Raw genomic sequence first — 17,905 nt, 5'->3', positions numbered from 1 at the left:
CAGTGTGACCGAAGCGATATTTCGATATCCCGGTCCAAAGCGTTTTCTGATGCAGACAAAGCGGGCCGCCGTGCCGGAGCCGCCAGGATACAAAGCGCCGCGAAACCATGGTTTCGCGGCGCTTTGTATCCTGGCAAAAAAATAATACCGGCAGAGCTGTGCTCACCGGCATTAGATTTTGAAACATCGGTTCACTTAGACCGCGCGCTGCACCTTGTTGGAGCGCAAGCAGCGGGTACAAGCGTAGATATGACAAGGAGTTCCGTTTACAACTGCCTTAACACGCTTTACGTTTGGTTTCCAGGTTCTGTTAGACCTTCTGTGTGAATGAGAAACCTTTATACCGAAAGTGACGCCTTTGCCACAGATATCGCATTTTGCCATGTGTCCGCACCTCCCTTAACATCCATAACAGGAAATCAACAGTAATATACTATCAGATAAACGGAAAAAAATCAAGTGCCTGGAGCAAAAAAGATTCAAAAGCCGAAGAATTTTCAAGAATTATGAGAAAATTCACACCCGCCGGCCGGATTGTGCTTGTAATTTTACACAATAGATATTATAATGTAACTTTAAGAGATGGCCCCGCGGCGCGGATGCTTCTGTGCCGGGAGCCGTGGTCATACTGTGAATATGACGCTGTTGATACCGATTTTGATTTGAAACAGGAGATGGTGACTTGGGCTTTTTTCATTTTGACCTTTTCAGTATATTTGTCAGGGCGCTCGCATTGTTCCTGATCCTGCCGGTGCATGAATGCGCGCACGCCTATGCCGCGCATAAAATGGGGGACGACACCGCCAAATGGCAGGGGCGGATGACGCTCAACCCGGTCAAGCATCTGGACATCTTCGGCAGCCTGATGCTGCTGCTGACCGGTTTCGGCTTCGCGAAACCGGTGCCGATCAATCCCAACAACTTCCGCAATCCTAAAAAGGGCATGGCGCTCTCCGCGGCGGCCGGCCCGATTTCGAATATTCTGCTTGCATTGGTGCTGCTGATCGTATACCGCATTCTGGGATGGTTCAGCGGCATGGCGATTGCAAGCGTCGGCCTCTATCAGATTATTATGCAGATTCTGCTGCTGATTATCCAGATCAGCATCTCGCTGGGCATCTTCAACCTGCTGCCGGTGCCGCCGCTGGATGGTTCCAGGCTGTTCCTGTCGTTCCTGCCGTCCAGCACCTATTTCAAGATCATGCAGTATGAGCGCTATATCATGATCGCGCTGTTCCTGCTGCTGTTCACCGGTGCGCTGTCCATCCCGCTGTCGTGGCTTTCCGGATGGGTTTTGGATCTGCTGGAGCTCATCACGCGGCCGATTTCGATGCTCGGACAGCTGATCTTTTAGCCGGACATGGAAAAATTATCGTTCAAGCTCGAGCAGTTTGAGGGCCCGCTGGACCTTCTGCTGCATCTGATCGCAAAGCACAAGCTGGACATCTACGACATTGAGATCGCGAAGCTGCTGGAGCAGTACCTGCTGTATCTCGATGGGATACAGCTACAGGATATCGAGATTGCCAGCGAGTTTATAGAGATGGCGGCGCGGCTGGTCTATATCAAGACCGTTTCGCTGTTGCCGAAGCACGAGGAGGAAGAGCGGCTCAGGCAGGAATTGACCGGCCAGCTGCTCGAATACCAGGTCTGCAAGCAGGTCGCCGCGGAGCTTGCGGCGCGCAACGTCGGCTACGACATCTTCACCAAGGAGCCGGACGAGCTCGAGGTGGACACCATTTATCAGCTGCGGCACAATCCAAACGAAATATTTTCGGCATATCTGAATACACTGGGCAAACATCGGCAAAAATTACCGGTGTCCCCCAAAGTGTTCAGTCCGCTGGTCAGCAGGCGGGTCATTTCGGTGCGCTCACGGATCATCTACATCCTGCGCAGGCTGTACGGCAATGAATTTCTCACCTATCACGGCCTGTTCGAGCAGAGCCAGGAACGGTCCGAACTGGTGGCGACCTTTTTAGCCGTGCTGGAGCTCATCAAATCCGGCAGGATTCTGATGAGCGGTGAAACCGACGCGATTCGTTTGAACATGAAGGAACCGAGGCCGCTGGACGGTCTCGATGAAATCGATGAGATGGATGCATAACAGAAGGGGAACGGCGGTGGAAGAACAGTTGGAAATCAACAGGATGCGCGCGGAGATGGAGGCGATTCTCTTCGCAAGCGGGGAACCGGTCCAGATAAAGCGCATCAGTGAGATACTTTTGACCGACGACGCAACGGTATTCAAGCTCGCGGACATCCTGAACGACCGGTATGAGGAAATGCAGAGCGCTTTGCAGGTGCTTCGGCTTGGCGACAGACTGCAGATCTGCACCAGAAGCGAGTATGCAGGCGCCATCAAGCAGGCGCTGGACATCCGCAGGAACGTCCCGCTGTCACCGGCGGCGATGGAGGTGCTCGCGATCATCGCGTACAACCAGCCGGTGTCCAAATCGTTTGTGGAACAGGTTCGCGGCGTGGACAGCTCCCGCATCGTCAACAACCTGATTGAAAAGGGCCTGATCGAGGAGGCCGGACGCCTGGAATTGCCCGGCAAGCCGCTTTCCTACCGTACGACGGCCAATTTCCTGCGGTGCTTCGGCCTGTCCGGACTGGATGACCTTCCCAAGCTTCCGGAGGATTCAGAAGAGGAAACGCCGTCCGAAGACGAATCGGAGACACAGACCCAAGCGGCTGAGGAACCGGTCAAAGAACAGGAAGCCGGGACGGATGAACCGGGGAATCCGGAGAGCCTGACCGATTAAAACGGCGGACCGATGCAGGCCAAACCGGGAAAAGGCCGTTCAGCATAAGGGAACCGCTCAGGCGGCGCGCCGGTGCATGGATGGATTCCACAGCGGCCCTGGCTGCTGTGCGGATATAAGCGCGTGAACGCACTTTCATCCTAACTGGGTCTGATCCGGCTGATCTGGTCTAATCCGGCTGACGCCTTTTTCTCCAAAGAACCGCTGTGCGGCAGATGGAACTCTGAAGCGATGGACTGACAAACGTGAGAGGTGGGTTTGCATATGTGGTTTCTTTATGTGCTGGCTGCCATATTGCTGCTGCTGTGCATGCCGGTCTGGATCAGCTTTGAATATGACGGTGCGTTTAAGGTGTCGGTGCGGTATTTCATCCGCTTTGTGGCGGTGGATACTTCGAAGCCCAAGAAGGCGAAAAAGGAAGCGAAGAAGGAGATCAAGCAGGCAGGCGGAAAGAAGACGGCGCCAAAGGAATCCCCAAAAGGGGATGCCAAGGATCGGCTGCGCTTTCTGTGGGAATTTTTAAAATCCTCCCGGCATGGCGTCCGGATGATTTTAAAGCATCTCAAGGTGTCGCGGCTGAACCTGCATATCGTGGTTGCCAGCGGGGACGCGGCCCAGACGGCGGTCAACTATGGAAAATGGTGCGCCGGCGTCTATTCCGCCGTCACGCTGCTCAAAAACTGGGTTTCATTCGGCAAAATTGAAATAGACATCCTTCCCGATTTTGATCGGGAAGAGAACGAATACCGCATGCTGGCAACCATTCGGCTGATTCCGTTTGCTGTGCTGACAGCGGGCGGCAGGGTGCTGTTCGGTCTGCTGACGGGCTTGGTAGGCAAACAGAAAACAAAACAGAATGAACAAGATTATGTAAAGGGCGGTGCATTACAATGAGTGAACATCCAATACAGGGGCTTATGGACACGGCGATGCAGAAGCTGCGTCAGCTGGTGGACGCCAACACCATCGTCGGCCAGCCGATTGAGGCGGGGGACACGATCATCATCCCGGTCTCCAAGGTTTCGTTCGGATTTGCGTCCGGCGGTTCGGACCTGCCGACCTCCAAGCCGAAGGAGCTGTTCGGCGGCGGAAGCGGCGGCGGCGTTTCGATCAACCCGATCGCCTTCATCGCGATCACGAACGGCAATGTCAAGCTGCTGCAGATCGACGCGTCGGGCGGCAGCACCGCAGACCGTCTTGTCGACGCCGTGCCGGAGCTGATCGACAAGGTCAGCGGCATCATCAAGACCGAAAAGGCCAAGAAGTCCGCCGAAAAAGCGGACGCGCAGGACAAAGCCGGCGGCAAGATCAATGTGGACAAGCCGAAACACAAAGAACCAACCGAATAACCGTATTTTTGAAGCCCACGCTGCATAAACTGTATCGCAGGACAGAATCCTGCCGGTGAATGGGCTGTCAATCAAACAGGATGAAAAAAGGGCAAACGGGTTTGCCCTTTTCTTCGGTTATGAAGAACCCCTGCGCATTCGCCGAGATACCATGAAAATTGGGGGAACGGTGTATGCTCAAAAAGATTACAGGAATACTGCTGGCCCTTTCGCTGCTGCTCGGTGTTGCACTGCCGGTGTCGGCCTTCGAATGCGCGACAAGCGCGAAGGCTTCGATCCTGATCGATGCGGATTCCGGCCGCGTGCTGTCCGCGCAGAATGAAAAGGCAAAGCTGCCGATGGCCAGCACCACCAAAATTATGACCACGCTGATTGCGCTGGAACAGCCGGATCTGACCTCCTACTTCACAGTGGACCCGGAGGCCATCAAGGTGGAGGGCTCCTCGATGGGGTTGACCGAGGGGGACCGTGTCAACCTGCTGACCCTCTGCTACGGCATGATTCTGCCATCCGGCAACGACGCGGCCAACGTCGTCGCGATGCGCATCGGCGGCAGCGCGGAAAAATTCGCGGATATGATGAATGCGAAGGCGGCCGAGCTGGGGCTCAAAGACACCCATTTTGTCACGCCGTCGGGACTGGATGCAGACGGGCATTACACAACCGCCTATGACCTCGCACAGCTCGCAAGGATCGCGATGCAGAACCCGCTGTTCAAGAGCATCTGCAAGGAATCCGCCGCGCAGGTCGAGTTCGGCAATCCGCCGTTTAAACGCTGGCTCAAGAATCACAACAAGCTCATCGAAATGTATGACGGCTGCATCGGCGTCAAGACCGGCTTCACGGATGCGGCAAAGCGCTGCCTGGTGTCCGCCGCCGAACGGGACGGCGTCACGCTGATCTGCGTGACACTTAACGACCCGAACGACTGGGCGGACCATGCGAAGTATTACGACGCGGGCTTTGCCACGCTGAAGATGCGGACAATGGAAGCCGCCGAAAGCTATCCGGTCAAGGTCACCGGCGGAACCGCCCCGACCGTGCAGGCGAAGGTCTCCGGTCCGGTGCAGATTCTGCTGACCGACGAGGAAGCGCAGAAGGTCCAGCCGGTTGTGACGACAGAACCATTTCTATACGCGCCGGTGAAGGCAGGCGATGTCATCGGGCAGCTGCAGTACCGCGTGGATGGGGAATTGATGGCGTCGGTGCCGCTGATTGCCGCATCGGATGTCGGCGCGGCGTTTACATATAAAAAAGAAGAAAGCCTTTCCGACAAAGCGGGCGGCTTCTTTTCCGGCATCATAGACTGGTTCAAGGGGCTGTTTGGATGACCGGAAGAATGCCGGGAACTCTATCAGGAGAGCGGTTCGTCAGATTGGAACGTCAAAAAGCGTTCCGCAGGAATTGTAAAAAAGGCCGGCCCAAAGTTCGGCTTTGAGGTAAAAGGGAGTACAAAATGGATAATAATAACGTGCGTATACAAAAAGTAATATCGGAACTCGGCGTGATGTCCAGGAGGAAGGCCGAAGAGGCGATACTGAACCGGCGGGTCACCGTCAACGGACGGCCCGCTGCAATCGGCATGAAGGTGAATCCCCGCAAGGACATCATTGCGGTTGACGGGGAGAACATCTCAAAGGGGAAAAAGATCACCAAGTACTATCTGGCCCTGCACAAGCCGCGCGGCTATGTGACGACCCTCAGCGACGAGATGGACCGGCGGTGTGTGGCCGAGCTGGTGGAGAACGCGCCCGCGAAGGTCTACCCGATCGGCAGGCTGGACCGCAATACCGAAGGCCTTTTGATCTTTACGAACGACGGGGAGTTCGCGAACATGATGATGCATCCGCGCTACCATGTCCCGAAGACCTACCGTGTCACGGTGCGTCCGGATGTGAATGACGAGCAGCTTCTCAAGCTCGCGCAGGGCGTGGAGATCGACGGCGTCATGACGCTGCCGGCTGAGATCAAGGTGCTGACCAAGGAGCCGGACCGCGCGGTCATGCAGATGTCCATCACCGAGGGCCGCAACCGGCAGATCCGCAAGATGTGCGAGGCGGTCGGGCTGGAGGTTGCAAGGCTGCGGCGCACCGCCGTGGGCAGCGTCAAGCTCGGCATGCTGAAGCCCGGCGAATGGCGGTTCCTCACAAACGAAGAGGTCAAGGCGCTCAGGCAGATGGCGGTGACGGCCTCGCGCAGGCAGTCCGGCAAGCCGTCGGGCGCCGCCGAAAAGCGGGAAGGAAAGGTCATCTACGAAGAAAGGCCGCGCTCCTTGAAAAAGGATGCCCCGAAACCGCCGAAGGCCAAGGAACCGCGCTTTCCGGCCAAACGCCACACCGGCGGCTTCGAGTGGGACGATTCCCGCGTGAGCAAAAAGCCGGGCAAGCGCCCGCCGAGAGGAAGATAGGACATGCTTGAGATCATCGATTCGGCAAGTAGGGATGACATACGCAGGGACTGCGGGCTTCTCGGCATTCCCTATGAGGATGGACGCCGCGCGTTTCATGCGGTGGACGGACAGGACACGGTTGGGTTCTGCGTGTACGGATTTGAGGCGGACAGGCTGGTTATCAAAGGCGTGCGCTGTGAGCCGGAATATGGGACAAGCCTGTATGACGGATTGCTGCGGGCCGTGCTGAACCTTGCGCTTTCCCGCGGCGTTGGGGAAGCTGTCCTGGACGACGCGATTCCTGAGGAGGTTTGTCAAATCCTGCTCCCGTTACATTTTACAAAAAACATCGTGTTTTCGATTGAGGATTTTTTCAAAACCTTCAGAAATTGCAGAAAGTAAAAAAAATCCTTGTTATTTTAATAACAAAATTGTATAATAGAATCAGAATCAACTTTTTTCAGATAGAGGATTTCCATTTGGGGAATTTCAAATTTGTTTGGTTAGGAAATGGAGGATAATTCACATGAGTGCAGAAAGCGGTATGAATCTTCTTAACGCTGCCCGTTCGGATTTCATGAAGCCCACACCGGCGCGTGAGAGGCTCGGTATCCTGTTCGATGAAGGCAGCTTTGTGGAACTGGATGCTTTTGCAAAGGTGGACGGAAAGCCGGCCGGCGTCGTCACCGGCTACGGCACGGTGTTCGGCACCCCCTGCTATGCGTTTGCACAGGACCCGAAGGTCTTCGGCGGCGCGGTGGGCAGAGTCCATGCGGCGAAAATCAAAAAGGTCTATGATCTGGCCATCAAGACCGGCGCGCCGGTTGTCGGCATCTACGATTCCAACGGCGCCAGACTGGCCGAAGGCAACGACGCGCTGGCAGCCTATGGCGAAATGCTTTCGTATGTCAACAACCTTTCCGGCGTTGTGCCGCAGGTTTCCGTTGTGGTCGGCACCTGTGCCGGCACCGCGGCAATGATCGCCTGCAGCGCTGATTTCGTCGTGATGAGCGAGGATGCGCAGTTCTTCATGACCGCGCCGTTTGTCGCCAAGGCAAAGGGTGAAAAGGTCGAAGGCGCGGGAACCGCTAAAAACGCGGCGCTGTCCGGCGTTGCGCAGATCGTGGAAAAAACAAAGGAAGACGCTGTTAAGAGCGCGAGAAACCTCGTGGCCATGCTGCCGATGAACAACCTCGCGGCCTCCCCGGTCTGTGAATTTGCAGGCGCCGATGCGGTGCAGGTTGTGGAAGGCGATATCGCCGCAACGCTCAGAACCGTAGCTGATCAGGACAGCCTGATGGAGCTTTATAAAGAATTTGGCACAAACGTCTACGCCGCGCTTGCGACGATGGGCGGATATACCTGCGCGATGCTTGCGACGAAGAATTCCGCGAAGCTCACATCCGACGACTGCTCGAAGATTGCGCGGATCGTCTCGTTCTGCGATGCGTTCCAGCTTCCGGTCATCACCTTTGTGGACACCGAAGGCTTTGTCGCGTCGAGCGAGGCGGAGCTTGCCGGAAGCATCCGGGAAGCGGCCAAGCTGGCGCATGTCTATGCGGAAGCCACCTGCCCAAAGGTATCGGTCGTGACCGGCAAGGCCTATGGAAGCGCGTTCATCGCGCTGGCCGGCAAAAACGCCGGCGCAGACCTGACTGTTGCGTGGCCGGACGCCGTGATCTCGGCGCTTGAGCCGCAGACGGCGGTTGCCATCCTGATGGGCGACAAGATCACCGCGAAAAAGGGCAGAGCGGCTGTCGAGCAGGAATACATGGAGACCTCCGCAAACGCATTCGCGGCCGCGGCCGACGGAAGCATCGAGGATGTCATCGACCCGGCGGACACCCGCAAGGTCATCCTGAGCGCGCTTGAGATGCTCGAATCCAAGAGGGTCGCCAAGCTGCCGAAGAAGCACAGCATCATCCCGTTCTAAGGGATGCTCCTATAAAAATGAATGACCGTGTATTGAGATAGAAAGGATTTGTTCATATGAAAAGATTTAATGTAACCGTAAACGGCAAAGCATATGACGTCAGCGTAGAAGAGATGGGCGCTTGTGCACCGGCCGCTCCAGTGGCTCCGGCCCCGGCAGCACCGGCACCTGCCGCAGCTCCGGCTGCACCGAAGGCATCCGCAGGCGCGGTACAGGTGAAAGCGCCGATGCCGGGCACCATCCTGGATATCAAGGTGTCCGCAGGCCAGCAGGTCAAAAAGGGCGATGTTCTGGTAATCCTCGAGGCAATGAAGATGGAGAACGAAATCATGGCGCCGCAGGACGGCACCGTCGACGCCGTTCATGTCCAGAAGGGCGCATCGGTCAACTCCGACGATGTGGTTGTCTCTTTGAAATAATTTTTAGGGAAAAGGTGGTAGAATAATGAGTCAGGTAAAGATAACGGAAACCGTATTGCGTGATGCTCACCAATCCCTGATTGCAACCCGTATGACATTGGACGACATGCTGCCGATGCTCAAAGCAATCGACGATGTGGGATTCTATTCCGCAGAGGTCTGGGGCGGCGCAACGTTCGATGCCTGCCTGCGTTTCCTCGATGAGGACCCGTGGGAAAGACTGCGCATCATCCGCAAGCATATGCCGAACACCAAGCTGCAGATGCTGTTCAGGGGCCAGAATATGCTGGGCTATCGTCACTATGCCGACGATGTGGTCGAGTACTTTGTTCAGAAATCGGTCTCCAACGGCATCGATATCCTGCGTATCTTCGATGCGCTCAATGATATCCGCAATTTGGAAACGGCGATCAAGGCGACCAAAAAAGAAGGCGCGCACCTGCAGGCGGTTCTGTCCTACACGACCAGCCCGGTGCACGACATCAAATATTTTGTCAATTATGCAAAACAGCTTGAGAACACCGGTGCGGATTCCATTTGTGTCAAGGATATGGCCGGACTCATCACGCCGTATGTGGCGTATGAGCTGGTCAAGGAACTCAAGAAAACCGTCAAGATTCCGATCCAGCTGCACACCCATTACACCTCCGGACTCGCTTCGATGGCTGAGCTGAAGGCGATTGAAGCCGGCGTCGACATCATCGACACCGCGATGTCCCCGCTTGCGCTGGGAACCTCCCATCCGGCCACTGAGTCGATGGTCGCCGCGCTGCAGGGAACCGAGTACGACACCGGTCTCGATCTCAAGAAGCTCAACATTGTCCGTGAACACTGTGTCAAGCTGCGTGAGAAATATCTTGAAAGCGGCCTGCTGAATCCGAAGCTGCTGGGCGTCGACGCGAACACCCTCTTGTATCAGGTTCCGGGCGGCATGCTGTCCAACCTGGTTTCCCAGCTCAAACAGGCCGGCAAGGAAGACAAGCTCGACGAAGTGCTGCGCGAGGTGCCGAATGTCCGCAAGGATGCCGGTTATCCGCCGCTGGTCACGCCGTCCTCCCAGATCGTCGGCACCCAGGCGGTGTTCAACGTCATCATGGGTGAGCGCTACAAGATGGTCACGAAGGAGTTCAAGGGACTGGTCAAGGGCGAATACGGAAAAACTCCGGTCAAGATCGATCCGGAATTCCAGAAACGCATTCTGGGCGGCGAAAAGCCGATCACCTGCCGTCCGGCAGACCAGCTGAAGCCGGAGCTTGGTAAGCTGCGTTCCGAGATTCCGCCGGAACTCATCGAGCAGGAAGAGGACGTCCTCTCCTATGCACAGTTCGGCCAGGTCGCCATCAAGTTCTTCGAAAACCGCCGCAACAAGAAGTACGGCGTGGACGGCGAGCATGTCGACATGGAAAACAAGGTGCATCCCCTCTAAGCGGTATCCGCTTGCAAACCGGGCCAATATGGTTTAAAATAAAAGGGCATTGCAGTATGAAGCTGCAACGCCCTTTTTTGTTTGTATGGAGGGATGGAACAAGGAATTTATACGACAGCAGTTCTGCAATTGGAGCATCCGTGCTGTTGTTACTATAGATATACTTGCATGAAAGAACAAAGCTTACAATCGGTGCGTTATAGAAAAGAGCGGTTCAAGCAGGCGTAGACCGGTCGGTTCCTGCTTGAATACCAAGTCTGTAAGCAGATGACTGAAGAGCTTGCGGTACGCGGCGGCTTTGCTGCCAGTAGATGCGGGTACAATAGGATTGCCGCTTTGTTCTGGCGCTTCTATACCAACAAATTTATATGAAATAGAAACAGACTTTACCATAGAAAGGCGGGGAAACGATGCTGCAGCTTTTATTGGGCACGGCCGGTTCGGGAAAGAGCCGGTATATCCTGCACGCAATCCAAAAGGATGTGCGCGCGGGGAAGAAGGTCATCCTGCTGATCCCCGAACAGTTTTCGTTTACGGCGGAGAAACAGCTGTACGAGCTGTTGGGCGCGGATGGGATGATGCAGGTCGAGGTGCTCAGCTTTACGCGGCTTGCCGACCGCATCTTCCGGGAATACGGCCATCTTGCCGGAAATTTTATCGACGACAGCGTGCGCACCATCCTGATGGACCTCAGTATGCACGAGCTGTCCGACCGGCTGCAGGTGTTCGGCAAGCAGGCATTTCATCTGGAGTTCCAGCAGTCGGTCATCGAGCTGACGAGACAGTTCAAGCTGAACAGCATGGATCCCATGCGGCTTGAGAAGGTGGCAGAGGAGCTTCCGGACGGCGCGCTGCGCGAAAAGATGCGGGAGCTGTCGCTCATCTACAGCGTGTACGACGGATACATCCAGCTGCGCTACCGGGACAGCGACGACGATCTGGCGAAGGCGGAAGAGCTGCTGCGCGAGCATCACTTCTTCCGGGAATATCAGGTGTACATCGACAGCTTCAGCGACTTCTCCGCCGCGGAGTTTGATCTGATCCGTCACATGATCTGCGATTCCCCGGCGGTGTATGCCGCGTTTACCTGCGACGGCCTGCAGGATCGCGAGAACGGCATCGGGCTGTTTTCCAATGTGAAAAAGACCGTGCGCCGTTTCCTTGCCGCCGCGCGGGAGTGCGGCGTGACGGTGGGAAAGCCGCTGCTCTCCCAAAATGGGCGCAGGTTTCAGCAGGAAGCATTGAAGGCCATGGAACAAAACCTGTTCCGTTCGGAGCATCAGCGGTATGAACAGCTCAGCGGCGGCATCACGCTGCAGTGCGCGGCCGGTCCGTCCGAAGAGGTTGAACAGGCGGCCGCGCAGATCTGCCGGCTGATCCGTGAAGAGGGGTGCCGCTTTCGGGATATCGCGGTGATTGTGCGCAGCCTGGAGGACTATGCCGACCTCATCGAAACGGTGTTTGATAAATATGAGCTGTCCTACTTTTTCGATAAGCGCGAGGATTTATCCGCGAAGCCGCTCATCCGGATGGTGCTCGCGGCGCTGCAGTGCGTCGGAAGCCGGTTTCAGCCGGACGATCTGTTCCGGCTGCTGAAATCCGATTTGTACGGCATGTCGGTCGAGGAGATCGCCGCGCTCGAAAACTACTGCTACATCTGGGATGTCAAGGGACGTATGTGGCTGGAGGAATTCAAGTCCAGCCCGCAAGGCTTCGGACAGGGCGCGCCGGATGAATCGGACAGGGAAGAGCTTGTCCGGTTAAATGAACTGCGCCTGCGCGCCGTCACGCCGCTCTTACATCTGAAAGAGCGGACTGCAGACTGCGACGGCCAGGCGTTTGCCGAAGCGGTATTTGCCTTTTTGGAGGAGATCGGTGCGCGCACGCGTATCGAAGCGCAGATCGGCGCGTCCATCGAACAGGGGAATCCACGGGAAGCCGAAGAACATACGGCGGTCTGGGAGTTATTGATGTCGCTGCTGGACTGGTTTGCGGACAGCCTGAAAGGAACACGGCTGCCCTGCAAGCGGTTTGCGCAGCTGTTCGAGATCCTTGTCCTGAACACCGATTACGGCAGGATTCCGCAGACCGCCGATCAGATCCTCATCGGCGCGGCGGACAAGGTGCGCATGGACGACAAACGCGCCGTATTCCTGCTGGGCGCGAATGAGGAGGTCTTTCCGCTTTCCCAGAAGCGCACCGGCATCTTTTCGGAGCGCGACTGCAGGACGCTGATCGAAAACGGCGTGCAGTTCTTCGATTCGAGGGAGCAGGCGCTGTCCGCGGAGCTGTTCTACGCCTACCACGCGATGACCCGCGCGAGAGAAAGGCTTTATGTCAGCTTTTCGCGGGCGGATGCGCAGGGCCGCGCGCTCTATCCATCGGTCATTGTACGGGAGCTTCGCGGCATCTTTCCCGCGCTGCAGATAGAGAATGCGGATACCGGCACGCTGGATGCTGTGGTGAACCAAAGGACGGCTTTCCAGTGGTATGCCGCGCACATCCGGCAGGATACGCCGGAAACGGTGTCGATGTATTGTTACCTGAAAAAGCAGCCCCAGCTTTCCGCAAGGGCCGACAAGCTGATGGAGAACCTGACGAAGCGGCCGTTTCGGATCGAGGACCGGGCGCTTTCCCGTGAACTGTTCGGCAGGCGGATGTTTGTGTCGCCGTCCAGGGTCGAGAAATACCACAGCTGCCGGTTTGCATACTTCTGCCAGAACGGCATGAAGGCCAGACCGCGCCGAAAAGCCGATTTTTCACCGATTGAAGCGGGTTCGCTGATCCATTACGCACTGCAGGTCATCCTGTCCAAGCACGGCGCGAAGGGACTGCTGGAGGTGGACCGGGCGGCCCTCAAGAAGGAGATCGCCGCAGTGCTGCAGGAATACCTCGACGATGTGCTGGACAGTGCGCAGCAGAGAAGCGCGCGGCTCAAATACCTGTTTACAAGGCTGCAGACGACGGTTGAGAAGCTGCTTGTGCATCTGGCGAAGGAGTTTGCGCAGAGTGAATTCGAGCCGGTCGCGTTCGAGCTGCCGATCAGCCTGCGATCCAAGGTCAAATCGATGGAGCTGCTCACGCCGGACGGCGGCAGCATCGCGGTCGAGGGCATTGTGGACCGGGTGGATGTCATGAAGCGCGGCGGCAAAAAATATGTGCGGGTGGTTGACTACAAATCCGGCGGCAAGAGCTTCGATTTGTACGACGTGTACTATGGGCTCAACCTGCAGATGCTGATCTACCTGTTCTCGATCTGGGAGAGCGTCCCGGACAGCGTCCCGGCGGGCGTGCTCTACATGCCCGCCAGGAATCCGCTGGTCAGCGCCGAGCGGACCGCCGACGCGAAGGAGGTGCGGCTTGAGCAGCAGAAGCAGCTCAAGATGAACGGCCTGCTGCTCAGCGACGCGGACGTCCTGACCGGCATGGAGCGGGAGGTCGCCGGCGTGTTCATCCCGGCAAAGCTCAAGAACGACGGCACGCTGGACGCCTATTCAAGCGTGGCGACGCTGGCTGAAATGGGAAAACTCAAAAGCTATGTGGAAAAGCTCATAATCGATATGGCATCGGAACTGCAGAACGGCGGCATCCAGGCCAGTCCTGCCCGCAAGGGAAGCTGGACGGCCTGCGACTACTGTGATTATAAGACCGTCTGCCGGCACGGCGAGGAGGACGCGTTCCGTGAAATCTGCAAAATGGACCGCGAGACGCTGTATCAGATGCTGGAAAAGGAGGAATCGTGATGCCGAACTGGACAAAGGAACAGCGGGACGCGTTTACCGCTTCGGGCGGCAGCATTCTGGTATCGGCGGCGGCGGGCAGCGGCAAGACCGCGGTGCTGGTCCAGCGGATCATCCGGATGCTGACCGGCGGGCAAAGCCCGGTCGACGCGGACCGGCTGCTGGTCGCAACCTTCTCGAATGCCGCGGCCAGCGAGATGAAGGAGCGCGTGGCGCGCAGGCTCGACGAACTGATCCGGGAAAATCCGCAGGACGCGGCACTCCGGCGGCAGAAGATGATGCTGTCCGGCATGCAGATCGGAACCATCCATTCCTTCTGCCTGAACACCATCAAAAACCACTTTCACCTGCTGGACATTTCGCCGGACTTTAAGATTGCCGACGAAAGCCAGCTCAAGGTGCTTCGCGAGGAGGCGGCCGAAGAGAGCATCGAGCGGTTTTACGCCGAAGACCAGAGCGGCGATTTCAGCGACCTTGTGGAGCTGCTCTCGAGCGGACGGGATGACAAGAAGGTCGCGGCGGCGATGGTTTCGCTGTACGACTTCATCCGTTCCCATCCGTTCTACGAGGACTGGCTGGATGAGAAGGCGGCGCTTTACGATCCAGCGCAGAGGGCGGCGGAAAGCGTCTGGGGCGGTATTGTGCTGTCCTACACAAAGGACGCGCTGGCTTACGCGCAGCGGCTGACCGCGCACAGCCTGGAGCTGATCCTCGACGACGAGATGATGCGGAAGGCCTATGAAAGCGCGTATGTGTCCGACCTTGCCGGCATCGAGCGGCTCGCCGCGCTGGCGGAGGAGGGCGATTGGGATGCGCTGTACGAATTGCTGCACCGCTTCCAGTTCGAGCGGCTCGGAAGCCTGCGCAAATATGAGGATGTGCAGCGCAAGACGGCGGTCGGTAATCTGCGCAAGGAGGTCAAGTCGATCATCGCGGGGCTGGCGGAAAAGCAGTTCTGCTGCACCGAAGCGGAGTTTGCCGAGGACATCCTCGACCTGCGCCCCAAGGTGGACACGCTGTTCCGGTTGACCAAGGATTTCGCGGACAGGCTGGAGAGTAAAAAGCGGGAGAAGAAATGGCTCGACTTTTCCGACCTTGAGCAGTATACCCTGCGGCTGCTTGTCGGAAAGGATGCGGACGGCTGCCGGCCGACCGCGCTTGCAAAGCAGCTTTCACAGGAATATGAGGAAATCCTCGTCGATGAATGCCAGGACACCAACGAGGTGCAGGATCTCATCTTCCGCGCGCTGTCGCGGGATGAAAAAAACCTTTTCATGGTCGGGGATGTCAAGCAGAGCATCTACCGGTTCCGGCAGGCCATGCCCGAGCTGTTCCTGGCGCGGAAAAACAGCTTTCATCCCTATGATGGAAGCCGCTTCCCGGCCAAGATCAATTTAAACCGCAACTTCCGCAGCAAGCGGCAGGTGACCGACGGCATCAACTTCATCTTTGAGCAGATCATGAGCGAAGCGCTCGGGGAGCTTGACTACAACGATGAGGAGAAGCTCATCTGCGGCGCAGATTATCAGGAGAGCGAAGACGACCGAGATATGCAGCTTCTGATCGCCGACGCGGGGGAATCCGAAGCGGATAAAACCGTGCTGGAAGCGCGGCTGGTTGCGGAGCAGATCGCGCGGATGGCCGAGGACGGATACATGGTCCGGGACGGAAACGATTACCGCCGCATGGGCTATGGCGACGTCTGTATCCTGCTGCGCTCCCCGAAGAACAAGGCCAAAATCTATGCCGACGCGCTCAAGGAGCACGGCATCCCGGTCAAAACCGATACCGGGGAGGCGTTTTTATACAGGAATGATATCAGCATCGTGATTTCGATGCTCAAGGTGATCGACAATCCCCTTCAGGATGTGGCGATGCTGGCCGTTCTGCTGTCGCCGATGTTCGGCTTCACACCGGACGATCTGACGCGCGTCCGGCTGAGCGCGCGCACCGGTTCACTCTACACGGCGATGACCGGATATCGGGAGGAAGATGAGACGGCAGTTAAGATTGCCGGTTTCCTCGACACCCTCTCGATGCTGCGCCGGGAGTCGAGCCTTCTGCCGGTCGGGGAGCTGGTCCAGCGGATCTATGATGCGACCGACTTTGAAGCGGTCAGCCAGGTCATGGACCCGACCGGAGCCGCGCCGGCGCATCTGCGTCTGCTGCGCGATTACGCGAAGAACTACACCGGGTTCGGACGCGGGGACCTCGGCTCCTTCATCCGGTTTGTCAACCGCATGCTGGAGCTGAACGCGGATTTCTCTTCGCCCGGCTCTGCCGACGGCGCGGGGGAGGCCGTGCGGATTATGAGCATCCACCATTCCAAGGGTCTCGAATTCCCGGTCTGCTTTGTGTCGGATACGGCCAAACGGTTCAACCGGGAGGACCTGCGCGGCAGCACGCTGATCCATTCGCGTCTCGGCTTCGCGCTGGTGCGCCGGGACCTTGAACTGATGAAGCAGTTCACGACGCTGCCGAAGGAGGCCGTGCGGCTCGAGCTGGAAAAGGACATGCTTTCGGAGGAGCTGCGCGTTTTGTATGTCGCGCTCACACGGTCGAAGCAGCGGCTGATCATCACGGCGGCGCTCAACAGGCCGCAGAAGAAACTGGGAGAGCTGGCCGCCGCGCTGGAGGATGGGACGAAGATATCCCCCTATGTGATCCGCAAGATGTCCAGCTATCTGGACTGGGTCCTGCTGGCGGCGCTGCGGCATCCCGACGCGAAGGCGCTGCGCACGCTGGCCGGTATGCCGGAAGCCTGCGTGCTTGAAGCGTCCGGCCGTTGGACGATGAGCATTGAAAAACCACAGGAGACGGCGCAGGAAAACGAACAGATCTCCTTTCGGTATGAAAGCCGGCCGGACGAAGCCATCCTTGCGCGGATTCAGCGGCAGACCGCGTTCCGGTACCCATATGAATCCGATACGCTGGTGCCGACCAAGCTGTCGGTGTCCCAGCTTCTGGAATCATCCGCCGCCGGGCGGCACAGGCTTTGCAGCCGCCCGCAGTTTGCCATGAAATCGGCCTTCACGCCCGCCGAGCGCGGCACCATCCTGCACCGTTTTATGCAGTTCTGCAGCTATGAAGATGCCAGAACGGACGTCCGCGCCGAGCTTGCCAGGATGATCTCCCGGCAGTACCTGACCGAACGGGAGGGACAGGAGGTGGACGTGGCTGCCCTGCGGAAATTCTTCGAAAGCCCCCTTGCGGAAAGGATCTTTGCAAGCCCGCGCGTACACCGTGAGCTGCGGTTCTATGAGATGATTGACAGCGGAGAGATTGCGGCCGAAGCCGGCTGTCCCATCCTGGTACAGGGCGTCGCCGACTGTGTGTTTGAAGAAGGAGATGGGTTTGTCATCGTCGACTACAAAACCGATCAGGTGTCCGACGCGGCGAAGCTGACCGAACGGTATGCCCGCCAGCTTGTGCTTTACCGCAGGGCACTGGAAAAGGCGCTGAAAAAGCCCTGTATCGGCGGCGTATTGTATGCGTTCGCGCTGGGCGAGGAGGTCAGGGTGTTTTGACTGGGTATCGGCAGGAAAAATCGAGAGGTGTACAGCGGAGCAGGTTGATCTCCAGAGAAATTCAGATGAAACAGACCTTGCGGTCTGACCCGCAGGCTGTCGTCGGCGATACCTGTGATGCCGGCACAGGTTTCCAAAGAAAAAGGCCCGGCGTGCAGATGTGGTGTTCTTACTGAAAGAAGAGCCATGCATCTGAACGCCGGGCAAAAAAAGAATGCTGAGAAAAAAACTCTCAGCATCAAAGAATTGGGGAAGTGAAAGGGTTTAGGGGAGTTGCTATAATGATAATACCATAATTGTAATTAATTGTCAATAGGTATTTTCAAAAAAAGGAACATAAAATAGTTGGCTTTT

Annotated in this window: 14 protein-coding genes; 13 read left to right on the top strand and 1 reads right to left on the bottom strand. The window is 57.2% G+C overall.

What is annotated here, in order from left to right; translation table 11 throughout:
* Window positions 1-195: 195 nt before the first annotated feature.
* Window positions 196-384: a 50S ribosomal protein L28 gene (gene rpmB / locus BN348_RS13630; protein ID WP_082020899.1), complete on the bottom strand. Its 189-nt coding sequence runs from the start codon at window positions 382-384 to the stop codon at window positions 196-198.
* 298 nt (window positions 385-682) lie between these two features.
* Here rpmB and BN348_RS09205 point away from each other — a divergent pair, with 298 nt between their 5' ends.
* From BN348_RS09205 to addA, 13 genes are all read left to right on the top strand, one after another.
* Window positions 683-1,354: a site-2 protease family protein gene (locus BN348_RS09205; protein ID WP_040197614.1), complete on the top strand. Its 672-nt coding sequence runs from the start codon at window positions 683-685 to the stop codon at window positions 1,352-1,354.
* Window positions 1,355-1,360: 6 nt separating this feature from the next.
* Window positions 1,361-2,107 (top strand): segregation and condensation protein A, encoded by a 747-nt coding sequence (locus BN348_RS09200; protein WP_040197613.1) that lies wholly within the window; start codon window positions 1,361-1,363, stop codon window positions 2,105-2,107.
* A gap of 16 nt (window positions 2,108-2,123) precedes the next feature.
* The gene (gene scpB / locus BN348_RS09195; RefSeq protein WP_242844335.1) at window positions 2,124-2,768 is read left to right on the top strand and encodes an SMC-Scp complex subunit ScpB; all 645 of its coding nucleotides are present in this window, start codon (window positions 2,124-2,126) and stop codon (window positions 2,766-2,768) included.
* A gap of 264 nt (window positions 2,769-3,032) precedes the next feature.
* A complete protein-coding gene (locus BN348_RS09190; protein ID WP_040197611.1) occupies window positions 3,033-3,662 on the top strand; it encodes a DUF2953 domain-containing protein in 630 nt (209 codons plus the stop codon).
* On the top strand, window positions 3,659-4,117 hold the full coding sequence (gene ytfJ / locus BN348_RS09185) for a GerW family sporulation protein (RefSeq protein WP_040197609.1): 459 nt from the start codon (window positions 3,659-3,661) through the stop codon (window positions 4,115-4,117). Before BN348_RS09190 ends, ytfJ begins: the two co-directional genes overlap by 4 nt.
* 173 nt (window positions 4,118-4,290) lie before the next feature.
* Window positions 4,291-5,448, top strand: coding sequence for a D-alanyl-D-alanine carboxypeptidase family protein (locus BN348_RS09180; RefSeq protein WP_040197607.1), 1,158 nt, complete (start codon window positions 4,291-4,293; stop codon window positions 5,446-5,448).
* A 125-nt stretch (window positions 5,449-5,573) separates the two neighbouring features.
* Complete coding sequence (locus BN348_RS09175) at window positions 5,574-6,524, top strand: pseudouridine synthase (protein WP_082020898.1); 951 nt, start codon at window positions 5,574-5,576, stop codon at window positions 6,522-6,524.
* A gap of 3 nt (window positions 6,525-6,527) precedes the next feature.
* Window positions 6,528-6,908, top strand: coding sequence for a hypothetical protein (locus tag BN348_RS09170; protein WP_040197605.1), 381 nt, complete (start codon window positions 6,528-6,530; stop codon window positions 6,906-6,908).
* A 124-nt stretch (window positions 6,909-7,032) separates the two neighbouring features.
* The gene (locus BN348_RS09165; RefSeq protein WP_082020897.1) at window positions 7,033-8,439 is read left to right on the top strand and encodes a carboxyl transferase domain-containing protein; all 1,407 of its coding nucleotides are present in this window, start codon (window positions 7,033-7,035) and stop codon (window positions 8,437-8,439) included.
* 56 nt (window positions 8,440-8,495) lie between these two features.
* On the top strand, window positions 8,496-8,858 hold the full coding sequence (locus tag BN348_RS09160) for a biotin/lipoyl-containing protein (protein WP_040197603.1): 363 nt from the start codon (window positions 8,496-8,498) through the stop codon (window positions 8,856-8,858).
* A gap of 25 nt (window positions 8,859-8,883) precedes the next feature.
* Window positions 8,884-10,284 carry an oxaloacetate decarboxylase subunit alpha gene (locus tag BN348_RS09155; RefSeq protein ID WP_040197601.1) on the top strand — a complete coding sequence of 467 codons (1,401 nt, stop codon included), beginning with the start codon at window positions 8,884-8,886 and terminating at the stop codon, window positions 10,282-10,284.
* A gap of 410 nt (window positions 10,285-10,694) precedes the next feature.
* Entirely contained in the window at window positions 10,695-14,027 is a 3,333-nt protein-coding gene (locus BN348_RS09150) for a PD-(D/E)XK nuclease family protein (protein ID WP_040197599.1), read from the top strand.
* Entirely contained in the window at window positions 14,027-17,551 is a 3,525-nt protein-coding gene (addA, locus tag BN348_RS09145; protein WP_040197597.1) for a helicase-exonuclease AddAB subunit AddA, read from the top strand. The genes BN348_RS09150 and addA overlap by 1 nt, the downstream gene beginning before the upstream one ends.
* Window positions 17,552-17,905: the final 354 nt, after the last annotated feature.

Origin of the sequence: Candidatus Soleaferrea massiliensis AP7 (assembly GCF_000820765.1) — a bacterium.
Lineage (GTDB): Bacteria > Bacillota > Clostridia > Oscillospirales > Ruminococcaceae > Soleaferrea > Soleaferrea massiliensis.
The sequence above is the reverse complement of the archived record's forward strand: the minus strand, read 5'-3'. Positions and strand labels throughout refer to the sequence as shown.

Excerpts from the sequence above, each read along its gene's own strand:
- rpmB (WP_082020899.1), bottom strand. The coding sequence starts at position 384 with ATGGCAAAATGCGATATCTGTGGCAAAGGCGTCACTTTCGGTATAAAG.
- BN348_RS09200 (WP_040197613.1), top strand. The coding sequence starts at position 1,361 with ATGGAAAAATTATCGTTCAAGCTCGAGCAGTTTGAGGGCCCGCTGGAC.
- BN348_RS09190 (WP_040197611.1), top strand. The coding sequence starts at position 3,033 with ATGTGGTTTCTTTATGTGCTGGCTGCCATATTGCTGCTGCTGTGCATG.
- ytfJ (WP_040197609.1), top strand. The coding sequence starts at position 3,659 with ATGAGTGAACATCCAATACAGGGGCTTATGGACACGGCGATGCAGAAG.
- BN348_RS09180 (WP_040197607.1), top strand. The coding sequence starts at position 4,291 with ATGCTCAAAAAGATTACAGGAATACTGCTGGCCCTTTCGCTGCTGCTC.
- BN348_RS09175 (WP_082020898.1), top strand. The coding sequence starts at position 5,574 with ATGGATAATAATAACGTGCGTATACAAAAAGTAATATCGGAACTCGGC.
- BN348_RS09170 (WP_040197605.1), top strand. The coding sequence starts at position 6,528 with ATGCTTGAGATCATCGATTCGGCAAGTAGGGATGACATACGCAGGGAC.
- BN348_RS09165 (WP_082020897.1), top strand. The coding sequence starts at position 7,033 with ATGAGTGCAGAAAGCGGTATGAATCTTCTTAACGCTGCCCGTTCGGAT.
- BN348_RS09160 (WP_040197603.1), top strand. The coding sequence starts at position 8,496 with ATGAAAAGATTTAATGTAACCGTAAACGGCAAAGCATATGACGTCAGC.
- BN348_RS09155 (WP_040197601.1), top strand. The coding sequence starts at position 8,884 with ATGAGTCAGGTAAAGATAACGGAAACCGTATTGCGTGATGCTCACCAA.
- BN348_RS09150 (WP_040197599.1), top strand. The coding sequence starts at position 10,695 with ATGCTGCAGCTTTTATTGGGCACGGCCGGTTCGGGAAAGAGCCGGTAT.
- addA (WP_040197597.1), top strand. The coding sequence starts at position 14,027 with ATGCCGAACTGGACAAAGGAACAGCGGGACGCGTTTACCGCTTCGGGC.